We start from the raw sequence: 14,890 nt of genomic DNA on the forward strand, positions 1-14,890 counted from the left end.
GACTAAAGATTCCTCAGGATGCCAGTTTTGCTTCCAATTCACGGCACAAACGCTTACCGTATTCCACGGCCGGTTGATCAAAAGCATTCAGTCCATAAAGCGTGGCAAGCATGGTTGTCTTGTGTTCATACAAAGCCATAAATGCCCCCAGTGTCTCTGGTGTTAGTTTCTTAATACAAATAGTGGAAACAGCATTAAAAAACTCTGCCGACGGAGTCTGTCGCGTCACAAGTGCCTGAGCCTGAGCTTGAGCGTTGGCATTGAGCACTAAATGGTGGTGCGCATGACGGTGTCCGGCCTCTTCACACCAAACTAAATCAATGCTGGTGCGGCCGCTTCCGTCTCTCAACCACTGATAAAAGGAGTGCTGGGCTTCATTGCCGAATCCGCCCCAAACGGCTTGACCCGTACGAGAAGTAATAACGGAACCATCCGGTCTTTCGCTTTTACCCAAACTTTCCATTTCCAGCTGCTGCAGCCAAGCCACAACCAAACGCAGTCTTTCGTCATAAGGCAAAAGACAATGCGACTGCATTTGCAGCTCCGTTGAGTTCCAGTACGAAAGCAGGGCCAATGTTAAGGGCAAATTTTGTTCGGGTTCAGCACTTAACATATGGCGATCCATCTCGTAGGCACCGTGCAGGAATGCCGAGAAGACCTCAGGCCCCAAAGCAATCACAAGCGGCAAGCCGATTGCGCCCCACACGGAAAAACGGCCGCCCACCCAAGACCAAATGGGGAAACGATTTTGCTCGGGCAAATCCATTAATTCACAGGCATTTTCTTTGGCGCTGACAAGAAAAACGTGCTTAGCGCGCTTTTCTTTTCCGACAATGCCTGCCTTCGCATACCACTCATTAACAAGCTCAGCATTGAGCATTGTTTCGCGAGTTGAAAAACTTTTACTTGAAACAACAGTAAGCGTAGTCTCGGGATCCAAAACGCCTAAAATCCGATCGGCCAAAATGCCGTCAACGGCCGACAGGAAATGAAGTCTGATGGAGGGATTTACATCACGCAAGGCATGGTAGACCGCGTGAGGTCCCATTTCTGAACCACCAATACCAATATTGATCACATCGGTAATTTTCTTTCCGCTTGCTCCAAGCCACTGCCCTTCACGAACTGCCCGAGCCAAAGCGTACATTCTCTCCCGGGTTTGATTAACCTCTTCGTAGTGCGGGCTATTGATATCTTCAGAACGCAAAGAGGTATGTAAGGCCTGTCTTTTTTCACTGGCATTGACAACTTCGCCGTCCACCATCTGACGCTGCTTGTCGATTAGGCCACAGTCTTTGGCTTTTTGTAAAAGATTTTCGTACTGAACACAAGTTAAGCGTTGGCGGCTGATATTTAGCGTCAAACCACAGGCACTCAGTTCACAATTCGGACGCGTTTGAGAAAGAAAAGCGATGGATTCGGTCATGACTAAAACTCAAAAAACGAAGCGCCGATACACCTGGGCGGCGCTTATAACAATCTAGTTGCCATTGTACGTTGGCAAAAAACGGCTTGCCAATGTTGGCATCAGAATCTAACCAATAGATACAGTTTTCAGGCAAAAACGCATCCTGATGCTTACAATTGTCGAAAAATAGCTAAAGTAAGGAATGCCAACGTGGCAAATTCATTCAGTCAAAAGAAAATTCTCGTGGCGGGCGACGCCATGCTTGACCGTTATTGGTTTGGTGACGCCAACCGCATTTCGCCCGAAGCTCCGGTGCCGGTTGTTCGCATTGCGCGCGAAGAAGAACGCTTGGGCGGCGCGGCCAACGTTGCACTCAATATTAGTGCATTAGGAGCCGGTGCAAAGTTATTGTCTGTTGTCGGTTGTGATGAAGCGGGCTCTACCGTTGAACGTATCCTTAAAGAAAAAGGAATTGAACCGCACCTGCATCGTGATCCCGATTTAAAAACAACCGTTAAATTGCGGATTGTGGCCCGTCAGCAACAAATGCTGCGGGCTGACTTTGAAAATCGCCCGGCCACCGCGGTGCTAGCCAAACACCTTTGTGAATTTGAGCAATTGATTGACGATTGCGAAGTGGTTGTTTTGTCTGACTACGGCAAAGGTGGACTTGACCATATCGCACGCATGATTGATTGTGCACGCGCCAAAGGCAAACCCATTTTAATTGACCCCAAAGGCAGCAACTATGACCGCTATCGCGGCGCTACTGTCATTACCCCAAATCGTTCTGAATTAGCACAAGTTGTGGGTTCTTGGGAAAGTGAAGAAGAATTAACCGAAAAAGCCCAAGCGCTTCGGGAAAAGCTCAATCTGACTGCTGTGTTGCTTACACGCAGTGAAGAGGGCATGACGCTTTTTTCCGATAAGGGAGCCAAAACAATTCCGGCTCAAGCGCTGGAAGTCTACGACGTGTCCGGTGCCGGAGACACCGTGATTGCCGTCATGGCCACCATGATGGCAATGGGCAAGCCGCTTGAAGACGCGATGCGAATTGCCAATCGCGCCGGCGGCATTGTGGTTGGAAAACTCGGCACAGCCACGGTCAGTTTTGAAGAACTCTTCCCTAACGGCTATGACGATCTTTTTGCAGGAGAAGCATTGTGAGCATTATCGTAACGGGCGCCGCCGGTTTTATCGGCGCTAATAATGTTTTGGCTTTAAACCGCCGTGGCATCACAGACGTGATCGCGGTGGACAATCTCAGCCGTGCTGAAAAATTTAAGAATTTGGTCGAGTGCCAAATTTCCGATTACTTTGATAAGCGTGACTTTATCGAACTGGTTCGCGCTCGCAAAATTGCCAAACCGGAAGCCATCTTCCACCAAGGAGCCTGCTCCGACACGATGGAAACAGACGGCCGCTACATGATGGATAACAACTATCGCTATACCCTGGAACTCTTTAACTGGGCTCAGGAACTGGGTATTCCGATGATTTACGCATCATCTGCTGCAACCTATGGAGCAAGCACAACATTTGTTGAAGATCCGCGCTTTGAAGGTCCGCTTAATGTCTACGGCTACTCCAAGTTCCTTTTCGACCAAGTGCTGCGCGCCAAGATGGCTAAAGGCGAAGTAAAGGCTCCTGTGATCGGTCTGCGCTACTTCAACGTCTACGGTCCGCACGAACAGCATAAGGGCCGCATGGCAAGCGTTGCTTTCCATCAATTCTTCCAATTCCGAAAAGAAGGTCATGTGCGCCTTTTTGAAGGATGCTTAGGCTATGGAAACGGAGAGCAGGAACGTGACTTTGTCTACGTCGATGATGTAATTGCCGTGAACCTTCACTTCTTTGATAAGCCTGTCACCGGCATTTACAACTGCGGCACCGGCCGCGCCCAACCGTTTAACGATGTCTCTTTAGGTGTGGTGAACGCTTTGCGTACTCACGAAGGCAAAGAAAAGGTAACGCTTGAGCAAGCCGTCAAGGAAGGCTTTATCCGCTATATCCCCTTCCCGGAATCCTTAAAAGGCAAGTATCAGGCCTACACGCAAGCCGATTTAACGAAGCTTCGCGCAGCCGGCTGCGATGTTCGATTCAGAAGCGTTGAAGAGGGAACAGCCGATTACGTAGCAGATCTTTTAACGCGCTACCAGGACGTGAGCTCCGATCCAACTATCGCTGAAGCCAAATAATGAGCTTACCGAAAGCCGCTTTCCTAGATCGTGACGGCGTGATCAATATTGATCACGCCTACGTTCATACGCCCGAAGAGTTCACTTTTATTCCCGGTGTATTTGAAGCCTGCCGACAACTGCAAAGTGCGGGATACCTTTTAATCATTGCCACCAATCAAAGTGGAATCGGAAGAGGTTATTACAGTGAAGAAGATTTTGGTCGCCTTTGCGATTGGATGAAAGGCGAATTTGCCCAACAGGGTGTTCAAATTACCGATATTTTCTTCTGTCCCCATCACCCTGAAAAAGCGATTGGCGCTTATCGCTGTGACTGTGAGTGCCGCAAGCCCAAACCCGGTATGCTGTTAGCCGCTCAAAAAAAGTGGAACATTGACATGCCAGCAAGCCTCATGGTTGGCGACAAATCGGGCGACATGCAAGCAGCGCTCTCCGCTCATATCGGCACGCGTATTCTGGTGGGGAAAGACGGTTTACAAAAGCCTCAAGCCACACCCGAGTGCACCCACACGGCCGTTAATCTTTTGGAAGCGGTCCAGATTGTTCTATAAGGATTCTTATGAGTACACGACTTCCCGCCCCTGGTTTCGAGGCAAAAATCACTGATATGGAGCACCTTGCGGAGCGCGCTTCAAAGTTGCCCCATCCTGTTGTCATGACCAATGGGGTCTTTGATATTTTGCATCGAGGACACGTCACGTACCTCGCGCAAGCACGTGCCTTAGGGGCAAGCTTGGTTGTTGCGATTAATTCCGACGCTTCTGTCAAAATGCTTGGTAAGGGTGACGAACGGCCCATTAATACCCAGGCTGACCGAGCTGCCGTGCTCGCGGCGCTTGAAAGCGTGGATCTGGTCGTTATTTTTGAAGAAAAAGTCCCCCTTAAAGCAGTTGAAAATGCGCATCCGGATATCTATGTCAAAGGGGGTGACTATAAAATTGAAGATCTACCTGAGGCGAAACTTGTTGCCACTTGGGGAGCCAAAACGGTGACAGTTCAATTTGAACACCAACGCTCAACCACCGCTCTTTTACAAAAAATCAGTTCGTTGAACCTTAAAAAATAAACACTGATTTCCTCCGATTTTTCTTTTCAAGGCATCCATTTCCATTTTCAGATGCCTTTTTTCATCTTCGATTGCTCGATCAGGGTTTTTACTGATATTTGCTATCTATTTGAATAACAACAATAATTTAATATTACCTTATTATTTGTTTACTTATTACTATATTTTGTCGACAAATAAGAGTAAAGTTAAATCACCTGATTTTATTGGGATTAGGTTTCCTTTAATTTTCTAAAAGTTTCAATATATATTTAATTTTCAAGGAGTTATAAATGGATAGTAAATCTCGTAGCGGTCGCTTTGATTTGTCGGCAAATAAGTTGGTGGAAGATTTTAATGCCACCATCATGATCGAACAACGCAACTGCCCCTTTGATATCAAGGGCTCTCAAGCGCACGCCACTATGCTCGGTCGTCAAGGCATTATCAGCCAAGAAGACGCTGAAGCTATCTGCAAGGGCTTGGATCAAGTGGCCCAGGAAATTCGCGATGGCAAGTTTGTCTTCCGTACGGCCGATGAAGACATTCATATGGCTATTGAAAAGCGTATGACAGAAATCGTGGGTCCGGCCGGTGGCCGCCTTCACACCGCTCGTTCACGCAATGACCAAACAACCGTCACCACAAAGATGATGCTTCGCGCCACTATTCGTGAAGTGCAGGCTGCAATCCGTGATCTGCAAAAGGAATTTGTCGATATCGCAGAAAAGCACATGGATGTCATCATGCCGGGCTACACGCATATGCAAACGGGACAGCCCATCCTCTTTTCGCATTGGATCATGGCTTACTTCTGGATGCTTGAGCGCGACTTCACTCGCTTTGACAACCTCTTTACCCGCATGGGACGCTGTCCATTAGGTGCTGCCGCTCTGGCCGGAACCGATTTCCCGATTGATCGTGAATTCACCGCTAAAGCTTTAGGTTTTGACGCACCCACGGAAAACTCCATCGACTCCGTGAGCGATCGTGACCATATGGTGGAATTCAATGCTTGCGCCGCCATGTGCTACATGCACTTAAGCCGCCTGTCTGAAGAACTCGTCACCTTCTCCACGCAGGACTTTAAGTTTATTGAACTGTCAGACGACTTCTGCACAGGCTCCTCCATCATGCCGCAAAAGAAAAATCCGGATATTGCTGAAAAGATTCGCGGCAAGACCGGCCGTGTCTACGGCAATCTCATGGCCATGCTGACCATCATGAAGGGGCTTCCCTTGGCATACAACACCGACCTTTCCGAAGACAAGGAACAGGTGTTTGACTCGATTGATACACTTTTGGCCAGCCTCCGCATCATGACACCGATGATTGCCAAGATGACGGTTAACGCCGAAAAAATGCGCCACAACGCCGATCTAGGTTACTCCAACGCCACAGACTTGGCCGACTACTTGGCTCGTAAAGGCGTGCCTTTCCGTGAAGCACATCACGTTGTGGGTTCCATGGTCAACTACTGCATCAAGCATGGCAAGCGCCTCGATGATCTGACAATGGATGAATATAAGAGCTTTAACGACAAGATCGAAGAAGACATCCGCCACGAAATCGCTCTTGAAACCTGTGTCAAAGCCCGCAAATCCTACGGCGGCACAGCGCCGGAAGCCGTAAGTAAGCAACTCGAAGTGGCCCGCGCGGTACTCGATCACGAAGCTCAAACACTTCAATAATCCAATCGATTCGAAAAGGAATTGGAAATGGAAACCGATTTAAATTTCTGGTTACAACTAGCTGTTATGCTCGTCTGTATTGGCGTCGGGGGCCGCTTCGGCGGTGTCGGTCTCGGCGCCGCGGGTGGCTTGGGTGTGAGTATTTTGGTCTTGGGCTTCGGTCTTCAACCAGCTTCACCCCCTGTTTCCACCCTATTGATTATTGTGGCTGTGATTGCCTGCACCAGTATCTTGCAAGGTGCGGGCGGTCTCGATCTCTTGGTCCGCTTAGCTGAAAAAATGCTTCGCAAGTGGCCAAGCGCCATCACGATTGTGGGACCTTTTGTCTGCTCGCTTTTTGTCGTGCTCTGCGGCACGGCCTACGTGGCCTTCGCCGTCTACCCGGTCGTAGCCGAAGTGGCGGCCTCCGCTAAAGTGCGCCCTGAACGTCCCATTGCCGCGTCTGTGATTTCGGCCGGTATCGCCGTGGTCGCAAGTCCTATGAGCGCTGCCATGGCAGCCTTGGTCGCAAGCCTTGCCGTTTTGGACGTCTCTTTAATTCAAATTTTGGCTGTTACTGTCCCGGCCTTTATCATCGCCACGCTTTGCACATGTTTGTCGGTGTACTGGAAAGGCACTGAACTTGAAAAAGACCCTGAATTTATTCGCCGCGTTCAATCCGGTCAATATCAAGAATTGGTAGTCACCAATGACAATAAACCCTTTGAAGCAACCAAAGGACAAAAATTGTCTGTTGGCATCTTCCTTGTAGGCGTCGTGACTGTGATCATCTTCGGCACGTTTAAGGAATTGCTCCCAAGTTGGGAAGCCGCCGGTAAGATCTCCACTCTTCCGATTCCGTCATTGATTCAAATGGTCATGCTTGCCTTCGGTCTTTTCATTATCGTGTTCTGCAAAGTGCCGAGCAGTAAGTTTGCCTCCGGTTCCGTCTTCGTTTCCGGTTTGATCGGTGTGGTAGGCGTGTTCGGCGTTTCTTGGTTAACAGGCACGTTCTTTGAAGCTTATAAGCCCTTGTTCGTTGGGTTATTCACTGACATGGCCCAGTCAACTCCGATGCTCTTCGGTGTTGTACTGTTTTGCTTCTCCGCGGTGATTTTAAGTCCCTCTGCGACAACGGCAGCTTTAATGCCTTTGGGTGTTTCGATCGGCATCCCCGCGGGCCTTTGCGTTGCACTGTTTCCTGCCACGTGCGGTGACTTCATCATCCCCGGCGGCGCGCAAATCGGCTGCACGGCTTTTGACCGTACCGGTACCACCCGTTTGGGTAAATACGTTGTTAACCACAGCTACATCATCCCCGGTTTCGTACATGTCATCACGGGTGTTGCAGCCGGTTACTTCTTAAGCTTTATTTTCTTCTAAAATAGGCTGATGTGTTCGGAGCGGGTTCCTTACCCGCTCCTCCTGTTTTAAGTTTTTCTCAGAGCAATCGTTATGCAAAGCGAAAATACTCAATTGATTTCCGAACAATTGGCTCGTTTCGTTGTTTGGACCAAATTTGAAGATATCCCCGAAGAACTCATCATCAAAGCTCAACGTCACATTCTGGACTCCGTGGGTGCAGGTATTGCCGGCGCTGTCAGTCCCGAGACAAAACTTTTAAATAAAGTTTTCGCTATCGGCGGCGAAATGAGCGGAAATGTTCCTCTTTGGGGCAAGGGTATTAAGGTCAGCGCCCGAAACGCTGCGCTCAGTAACGGTGTCTCTTCCCATACTTTCGAATTGGACGACACCAACGGCTGCGATCACTCGGGTGCTGTCGTTGTTCCGGCTGCTTTTGCCGCATTAAGTCTTTGTAATCGCCCAATTGACGGTAAAGAATTTATTGTTGCCGTCACATTGGGCTATGACTTGGCCCGTCGCGCCCTTGAATCGTGCGGCGCCTATGAGCCGCACAACGGTGCTGGCTGGCACTCCACCGGCACGTGTGGCGTCTTCGGTGCCGCGGCGGCGGTCGGTCGTCTCTTAGGACTGGACGTTGAAAAAATGCAGGCGGCGCTTGGTATCGCCACGAGTTTTGCAGCCGGTCAATGGTCTTTTGTTCATGATGGCGCACAAAACAAACGCCTGCATGTCGGCAACGCCGCTCACGGCGGATTGCTTGCTTGTTTGCTGGCCCGTGAAGGCTTCACCGGTCCGAAACTTGCCTTTGAACAAGTATGGGGCGGCTTTTCCAAGACTTTTGCTCCGACAAGCCAAGACCCCGATGCCTGGCTTCGCGATTTAGGCAAAAATTGGAAGTTGGGTCGTGTTTCCATTAAGCCGCATGCTTCCTGCAGAAGTTCGCACTCTTCCATTGATGCCGTCAATATCATCATGGACGAACACAGTTTGACTCCTGCTGATATTGAAAAGATCCATATCAAGATCAATCCGTTTGTTCACGGTATGTGTGGCGGCAGAAAGCTTGACCCGATGCCTGCGGCGCAAATGAGCATCGCTTACGGTATTGCGGCCCGATTGGTTTTCGGCGGTGCGAATTTAACCGCTTACACGCGTACCAATCGACACGATCCTCGCATTCGCCAAGCCATGGATTTGGTCGAATTTGAGATCGATAAGACGCAAAAAGACGAGGATGAACCGATTGTGACGGTCTTCACGCGAGACGGAAAGAGCTACACCGAGCGGGTTGAATTCCCATTAGGTGCTCCTCAAAATCCGGTGAGCGATGAAGCGCTAATGAGCAAGTATCGGGACATCGCCGGCATGGTCTTCCCGACCGAAGTAGTAGAGGGCATTGCCGACTTCTTGCTGCATCTTAAAGATCAGCCAAATCTTGATCCGGTGGTGAAGTTATTGGGATCCAAACCCATCACAACCACCCAGTTTGATATCTAAAAACTTTTCTCGCCCCGCCTTCTTTGCGCGGGGCAATTTTTTGCCTATTTGCACTCTTTTCTGATTGAAAAATCCCTACCTCCCGTTATTGACTTTGTGTTTTGCTAAGATGATCGAACAATAAAAATAGGACTTCCCATGGAAAAAGAAGCAAAAACCCCAACAATTGATCAAGCCATACAACATTATTGGGGACTCCGAGCCGAGGGCTACAGTCTTTCAAACGTTGAAGAACTGGCTGACCCTGACAATCTGTATAGAAATCTTCTGCAACGTTGGCTGCCTGGCTCTCATCTTGGACAAAAATCACTGGATATCGGCTGCGGACCGGGATTTTTAGCTATTGAATTGGCTAAGTTGGGCTTTGAAAGCACAGGGATAGATTCGTGTGCTCCAATGCTCGTCAATGCTCGGGAAAATGCCCAGGGATTAAATGTTGAATTTTTACAGGCTGATGCAGCCGCCGCCCGCTTTCCTCACGAAAGTTTCAACGTTATCGCTTCTCGAAACGTTGTATGGAATTTACCCGATCCTAAGTCCGCTTACCGTCAATGGCATCGCTGGCTAAAACCAAACGGGAAATTGATTATTTTTGACGGCAACCATTACCGCTACCTCACGGATTCAAGTCGTCATGACCGCCCGCATCGTGAAACGCACAAATATCTCGGCGATGTTGATATCAACATCATGGAATCCATCGCAAAAGAACTTCCAATGAGTCGATTCGATCGCCCTGAATACGACAAAGAAATTCTCAATTCGATCGGTTTCGTTAATATTGACACTATTGTTTTACGGCAAACGGGCGATCAGATTCACGACTTTGCCATTATTTGCGAAAAAGACCATGCAGATTGATACACTTTTACAGGCCGTCAAAGACGGCAAAATGGACATTCAAGAGGCTAAGGAACTTTTGGCGCGCGCCCCTTATGAGGAATTGGGGTTTGCAAAACTGGATTCCCACCGAGCCGTTCGCACCGGCTTTGCCGAAGTTGTCTACTGTGAAAATAAAGCCGATGACTTTCTCGTTGAGATTTTCTCTCGCTTATTTAGTGACAATGGCGAGGTGATGGGTACCCGATGCTCGGAAAAACAATACCAATTACTCAAAAAGCGTCTGCCCGAACTCACCTACGATCCCATCAGCCGCATTGCCAAAATTGAAAAGCCCCAAAAAAGAGTGGGGCTTATTGCCGTCTGTACGGCAGGAACAGCTGATATTGCCGTTGCTGAAGAATGCGCGCAAACTGCGGAATTTTTTGGACAAAACGTTGAACGTTTCTACGATATCGGTGTTAGCGGCATCCACCGCTTACTTTCCAAAGTAGATCGTTTGCAAAAGGCCAACTGCGTGGTGGCGGTTGCCGGTATGGAGGGCGCTTTAGCATCCGTTATCGGTGGGCTTGTAGCCAATCCCGTTATTGCGGTTCCCACTTCTGTCGGTTATGGAGCCAATTTCCATGGGCTTTCTGCACTTCTGACCATGATTAACAGCTGCTCCAACGGCGTAGCTACCGTCAATATTGATAATGGTTTTGGAGCGGGCTTTTTAGCTTCCCAAGTTAATCGTCTCGCGACTCGAAAGGAATAATTTCATGACAACACTGGTGTTGGGTGCTCAAACCGGAATCAGCGGCGATATGACTGTAGCCGCCTTGCTTGACTTAGGGGCTGATTTTGAAAAACTGCAACAAGTTCTTGCGACCCTACCCGACCAACAATTTCAGATTGCTGTTTCTCGGGTCAAGAAAAACGCTTTAACCGCTTGTGACTTTAAAGTCACTTTGACAAACGGCGCCGCGGATACTGATCATGATATGAATTATCTTTTCGGCGAAAAAGCTCATCATCCGAAAACCAGCCGGCATGAACACCCTGAAGCCTCAACAGCAGCTCATGATCACGAGCACCATCATCGTGATCATCGTCACTTGGACGACATCTTCAGGCTATTGGATCAAACATCCGCAACCGATCGGGCAAAAAACATCGCAAAGAAAATTTTCACGATCGTAGCTGAAGCAGAGGCCAAGGCTCACGGCGTCGCTATCGACGAAGTGCATTTCCATGAAGTAGGGGCGCTTGACTCTATCGTCGATATTCTCTCAGTTGCTGTGTTGATTGACGATTTGAATGTCGATCAGGTTATTGTGACCGCTCTGGGAGAAGGTTATGGAGAAATTCGCTGTCAACATGGAATTTTGCCCATCCCGGTCCCAGCGGTTTCTCATATTGCTGAAGCGCATGGCCTAACACTATCTCGCATTGACTGCAAAGGTGAATTTGTGACGCCGACCGGGGCTGCCATTGTTGCCGCCCTCAAAACGGCCGAACAACTTCCGCAACGCTACAAAATTTTGAAGTCAGGCCTTGGAGCCGGAAAACGAAATTACGACCGTCCAAGCCTTCTAAGAGCCTCACTCATCCAAGCAACAGGCGATCAATGCGGACAGGATAAAGTCATTGAGTTATCGACCAATATTGATGATTCGACGGCCGAAACCCTTGGCTTTACTCTTGAAAAACTCTACGCTCACGGCGCACTTGAGGCTTGGTTTACACCAATTTATACGAAAAAATGCCGTCCGGCCTACATACTGTCAGTGTTGTGCAAACCGGATCAGCAAGAAAAATTGGAAAACATTATTTTTTCCAACACGACAACCATTGGTATTCGTTCTCGAGAAGTCTTTCGCCGTATCTTAAAGCGCCATCAGTTGACGGTTCAAACACCCTATGGCGATGCGGAAGTTAAAGTTTGCGAAGTGCCTGATCAAGAGGGAGTATTTCACACTCGCTTTTATCCTGAATATGAAACCGTAAAACGGTTGGCGAAAGAGCACAATCTTGATCTGCCCGGTCTTTACCGTTTGGTACAAAATGCCGCTGAAAATGCCTGATCTAAAAACAGTCCTTAGCCATTTTGATGCTATCGTGACTGAACCTGTAATGGTCGCGTTCTCAGGTGGCGCCGATAGTGTCTTAGTCCTCAAACTTGCCCTTGAAGCTTCTCGTGGCCGCGTTCCCGTTTATGCTTTGTATGCTGATGCGCCTTGGATGCCAAGAGTGGCGCTGGCAGAGGCTGAACAAATCGCCCGAGATCTCCAAGTCAAGCTTGAAGTTATTAACATTAACTCTCCCGCTTCTATCGGTATCGAAAACAACCCTCAAGATCGGTGCTACCGGTGCAAAAAAGCCATTTTTAAAGCTTTTTTGGATTTTGGACAAACACACAATGTAAAAATCCTGTTAGAGGGCACTCAATTAGATGACTTAACGAAATACCGTCCGGGATTAAAAGCCATTGCCGAGTCAGGAGCTCGCAGTCCGCTCAAAGAATTAGAGCTTCATAAATCAGATGTGAGAGAACTTTTGGCACATTGGGGACTCTCAGCCGCGAAAAAACCGTCCGGTTCCTGTTTAGCCACTCGACTGCCTTACGGACAAACACTTTCTGTCCCTATCCTTAAGCAGATTGATCAAGCCGAGAATTATCTTCGTTCATTTGGTTTTAAAGTTATCCGCGTTCGCTCACATGGTGATATCGCACGGATAGAAACAGACCTAGAACATCTTTCTTTGGCGCTTTCGAAACGAGCAGATATTGTCAGAGAACTCAAGAGCCTCGGTTGGAAATATGTCACTCTGGATTTAGAGGGTTTTCGCTCTGGAAGTATGGATTGATTAAAAATCGAGAAATTTCGGTATTTCGCCATAGATTTTCAGCGTATTAAAAAACTGTAATGGATTTTTAGAGTTAAACTAAAAATACCTTTTAACTTTTCTGAGAAAGGAACAAACCCATGTCCACAGTTCTCGATCCCATCAAAATGTGGGAAGACCTCCATAAGATTCCTGAATTGGCCATGCAGGAAGTGAAGACTTCTGCCTACGTTACGAAGACGCTTCAAGATTTAGGCATTGAAGTGCAAACCGGCATCGGCGGCACTACTGGCGTAATGGGCGTCATTAAAGGCGCCGAACCCGGTCCCGTAGTGTTATTGCGCGCTGATATGGACGCCTTGCCTTTTACCATTGACGGGAAAGAATGCGCCATTCACGCTTGCGGCCACGACTCCCATACAGCCATGTTGCTTGCTGCTGCCAGTCGCCTGAAGGATCGCGTCAAGAAGGGTACACTCAAATTGCTCTTCCAACCGGCTGAAGAATCCATCAGCGGCGCTCTTGCCATGATCAAAGCCGGGGTCATTGATGATGTGGATTATGCGCTCGGCGCCCATATCCGCCCAATTCAAGATGTGCCCGCCGGTCAAATCTGCCCGGCCGTCAACCATACGGCTTCCAGAACATTAAGAGTCACAGTTCATGGCCGAAGTGCCCACGCTGCCCGCCCCCACTTGGGTGTTAGTGCCCTCGACGTAGCCTGCGCCATCGTTCAAGGCGTGCAAAACATGTGGTTTAATCCAGCCGGTATTTGGTCTATGAAGGCCACGCAATTGCACGCAGATCAAGGCGCCACAAACTCCATTCCTGAAACGGCCACGATCACCTTCGATAACCGCGCGCAAACGAATCCCATGATGAGGGATTTCTCTGAACGCTTTGCTAAACTCGTTGAAGGCACGGCTGCCGCATACGGAGCAACCGCGGAAATCACTGAGCTGGGAGCATGTCCGGCTGCCGAGTATGACGAAGACTTCAAGCAAATGGTGATCGATTCGATCGTTCGCACACATGGACAAGAAGCTGTCGCTAAGGACTGCGGCGGCGGTGGCGAAGATTTCCACTACTATAAGATGCATAAGCCCACAATGAAGGCTGCCTACTTTGGTTTAGGTGTTGGAGCAACGCCGGGCCTTCACGCAGCAACGATGCATTTTGACCCGCAATACCTCCCGATGGGAGTTGATGTGATGGTCGATGTGGTGGAACACTTGATCGGCTAATTAACAATCACCGGCAATGAAATGGGGAGTCTCAAACTCCCCATTTTTTGTCTTCCGATATAAAGCTACAGCGGCAGCAGTTGCGATTGTTCCATTAAGTGGGCGCGCAAAAGTTCAGAAGCTTTTTGAGCATCCCCCATGCGAATCGCCCGCAAAATTTCCCTTTCCTGTCGAGCAATATCCAAGAAGAATTGTCTGTCCATGTTGGCAATGCGGTGTGAGGTTTTTTCAAAGTACGTCACCAGCACGCCTGAGAAAACCTGAAGAACTCGATTTCCGCAACCTTCCAGAAGCAATAAATGGAATTCTCGGTCAAATTTATCGGCCACCAACGGTTCATCGGCGTGTTCTTCAATCTTATTGAGTGTGCCTTCCAATCGGGAAGCCAAAGCCGGAGTGATGCGACGGCTGACTAACGGCATGAGAGAGCACTCCACTAAAGCGCGAGCCTCAATAAATTCCTGCACGTCAAAATTAGCCACGTCGAAACGCATCTGGATCTGATTGCGCAAACTGTTAGCGCCCACTTCACGAACCGTCGTGCCGCGCTTTGGTGTCCGAACCAGAATTCCCATTTGGGTCAAAATGTCCAACTCTTTACGAATACGGTAGCGGGTCACACCGAAACGCTTGGCCAATTCCGTTTCCGTGTCAATGCGTTCGCCATTTTTTGCTTGTTCCTGCAAATGATCACGGATTTGTTCAAACAAATTGTCATTTTGTTGCATTTTGTTCGAGACCTTTGAAAAATTGTTAGCGATCATTATAGGGAGATTTTTGACTACTCTTTGATT

General features: G+C 48.7%; 14 protein-coding genes. 12 read left to right on the forward strand and 2 right to left on the reverse strand.

Translation table 11 applies throughout. From position 1 onward, the window contains the following. Positions 1–13: 13 nt before the first annotated feature. Positions 14–1,426, reverse strand: a complete 1,413-nt coding sequence (locus tag M3080_RS00985) for a glucose-6-phosphate isomerase (protein ID WP_249091520.1) — start codon at positions 1,424–1,426, stop codon at positions 14–16. A gap of 192 nt (positions 1,427–1,618) precedes the next feature. Here M3080_RS00985 and rfaE1 point away from each other — a divergent pair, with 192 nt between their 5' ends. From rfaE1 to M3080_RS01045, 12 genes are all read left to right on the forward strand, one after another. Next, a complete protein-coding gene (gene rfaE1 / locus M3080_RS00990; protein ID WP_022472510.1) occupies positions 1,619–2,575 on the forward strand; it encodes a D-glycero-beta-D-manno-heptose-7-phosphate kinase in 957 nt (318 codons plus the stop codon). Next, a complete protein-coding gene (gene rfaD / locus M3080_RS00995) occupies positions 2,572–3,606 on the forward strand; it encodes an ADP-glyceromanno-heptose 6-epimerase (protein WP_249091522.1) in 1,035 nt (344 codons plus the stop codon). The genes rfaE1 and rfaD overlap by 4 nt, the downstream gene beginning before the upstream one ends. After that, positions 3,606–4,157, forward strand: coding sequence for a D-glycero-beta-D-manno-heptose 1,7-bisphosphate 7-phosphatase (gene gmhB / locus M3080_RS01000; protein WP_022472512.1), 552 nt, complete (start codon positions 3,606–3,608; stop codon positions 4,155–4,157). Before rfaD ends, gmhB begins: the two co-directional genes overlap by 1 nt. A gap of 8 nt (positions 4,158–4,165) precedes the next feature. After that, positions 4,166–4,672 carry a D-glycero-beta-D-manno-heptose 1-phosphate adenylyltransferase gene (gene rfaE2, locus M3080_RS01005; protein ID WP_249091524.1) on the forward strand — a complete coding sequence of 169 codons (507 nt, stop codon included), beginning with the start codon at positions 4,166–4,168 and terminating at the stop codon, positions 4,670–4,672. A 272-nt stretch (positions 4,673–4,944) separates the two neighbouring features. Then, positions 4,945–6,342: an argininosuccinate lyase gene (gene argH, locus M3080_RS01010; RefSeq protein ID WP_249091525.1), complete on the forward strand. Its 1,398-nt coding sequence runs from the start codon at positions 4,945–4,947 to the stop codon at positions 6,340–6,342. 27 nt (positions 6,343–6,369) lie between these two features. Further along, entirely contained in the window at positions 6,370–7,704 is a 1,335-nt protein-coding gene (locus M3080_RS01015) for an anaerobic C4-dicarboxylate transporter family protein (protein WP_022472515.1), read from the forward strand. 72 nt (positions 7,705–7,776) lie between these two features. Next, a complete protein-coding gene (locus M3080_RS01020) occupies positions 7,777–9,183 on the forward strand; it encodes an MmgE/PrpD family protein (protein ID WP_249091526.1) in 1,407 nt (468 codons plus the stop codon). Positions 9,184–9,321: 138 nt separating this feature from the next. Continuing rightward, positions 9,322–10,044, forward strand: coding sequence for a class I SAM-dependent methyltransferase (locus tag M3080_RS01025; RefSeq protein ID WP_249091527.1), 723 nt, complete (start codon positions 9,322–9,324; stop codon positions 10,042–10,044). Further along, on the forward strand, positions 10,034–10,780 hold the full coding sequence (gene larB, locus M3080_RS01030; protein ID WP_249091528.1) for a nickel pincer cofactor biosynthesis protein LarB: 747 nt from the start codon (positions 10,034–10,036) through the stop codon (positions 10,778–10,780). The genes M3080_RS01025 and larB overlap by 11 nt, the downstream gene beginning before the upstream one ends. A gap of 4 nt (positions 10,781–10,784) precedes the next feature. Then, positions 10,785–12,089 carry a nickel pincer cofactor biosynthesis protein LarC gene (larC, locus tag M3080_RS01035; RefSeq protein WP_249091529.1) on the forward strand — a complete coding sequence of 435 codons (1,305 nt, stop codon included), beginning with the start codon at positions 10,785–10,787 and terminating at the stop codon, positions 12,087–12,089. Further along, entirely contained in the window at positions 12,082–12,873 is a 792-nt protein-coding gene (larE, locus tag M3080_RS01040) for an ATP-dependent sacrificial sulfur transferase LarE (RefSeq protein WP_249091530.1), read from the forward strand. Before larC ends, larE begins: the two co-directional genes overlap by 8 nt. A 119-nt stretch (positions 12,874–12,992) precedes the next feature. Further along, positions 12,993–14,096, forward strand: a complete 1,104-nt coding sequence (locus M3080_RS01045; protein WP_249091531.1) for an amidohydrolase — start codon at positions 12,993–12,995, stop codon at positions 14,094–14,096. A gap of 65 nt (positions 14,097–14,161) precedes the next feature. Here the strand turns inward: M3080_RS01045 and M3080_RS01050 are convergent, their stop codons facing one another. Next, entirely contained in the window at positions 14,162–14,824 is a 663-nt protein-coding gene (locus M3080_RS01050) for a FadR/GntR family transcriptional regulator (protein ID WP_022472522.1), read from the reverse strand. Positions 14,825–14,890 lie beyond the last annotated feature (66 nt).

The sequence above is a fragment of the Parasutterella secunda genome, assembly GCF_023336895.1.
In the GTDB taxonomy this organism is placed as follows: Bacteria; Pseudomonadota; Gammaproteobacteria; order Burkholderiales; family Burkholderiaceae_F; genus Aphodousia; species Aphodousia faecalis.

Coding starts and splice junctions, on each gene's coding strand:
- larE (WP_249091530.1), top strand. CDS start 12,082: ATGCCTGATCTAAAAACAGTCCTTAGCCATTTTGATGCTATCGTGACT.
- M3080_RS01015 (WP_022472515.1), top strand. CDS start 6,370: ATGGAAACCGATTTAAATTTCTGGTTACAACTAGCTGTTATGCTCGTC.
- M3080_RS01050 (WP_022472522.1), bottom strand. CDS start 14,824: ATGCAACAAAATGACAATTTGTTTGAACAAATCCGTGATCATTTGCAG.
- argH (WP_249091525.1), top strand. CDS start 4,945: ATGGATAGTAAATCTCGTAGCGGTCGCTTTGATTTGTCGGCAAATAAG.
- larB (WP_249091528.1), top strand. CDS start 10,034: ATGCAGATTGATACACTTTTACAGGCCGTCAAAGACGGCAAAATGGAC.
- M3080_RS01045 (WP_249091531.1), top strand. CDS start 12,993: ATGTCCACAGTTCTCGATCCCATCAAAATGTGGGAAGACCTCCATAAG.
- M3080_RS00985 (WP_249091520.1), bottom strand. CDS start 1,426: ATGACCGAATCCATCGCTTTTCTTTCTCAAACGCGTCCGAATTGTGAA.
- larC (WP_249091529.1), top strand. CDS start 10,785: ATGACAACACTGGTGTTGGGTGCTCAAACCGGAATCAGCGGCGATATG.
- M3080_RS01020 (WP_249091526.1), top strand. CDS start 7,777: ATGCAAAGCGAAAATACTCAATTGATTTCCGAACAATTGGCTCGTTTC.
- M3080_RS01025 (WP_249091527.1), top strand. CDS start 9,322: ATGGAAAAAGAAGCAAAAACCCCAACAATTGATCAAGCCATACAACAT.
- gmhB (WP_022472512.1), top strand. CDS start 3,606: ATGAGCTTACCGAAAGCCGCTTTCCTAGATCGTGACGGCGTGATCAAT.
- rfaE2 (WP_249091524.1), top strand. CDS start 4,166: ATGAGTACACGACTTCCCGCCCCTGGTTTCGAGGCAAAAATCACTGAT.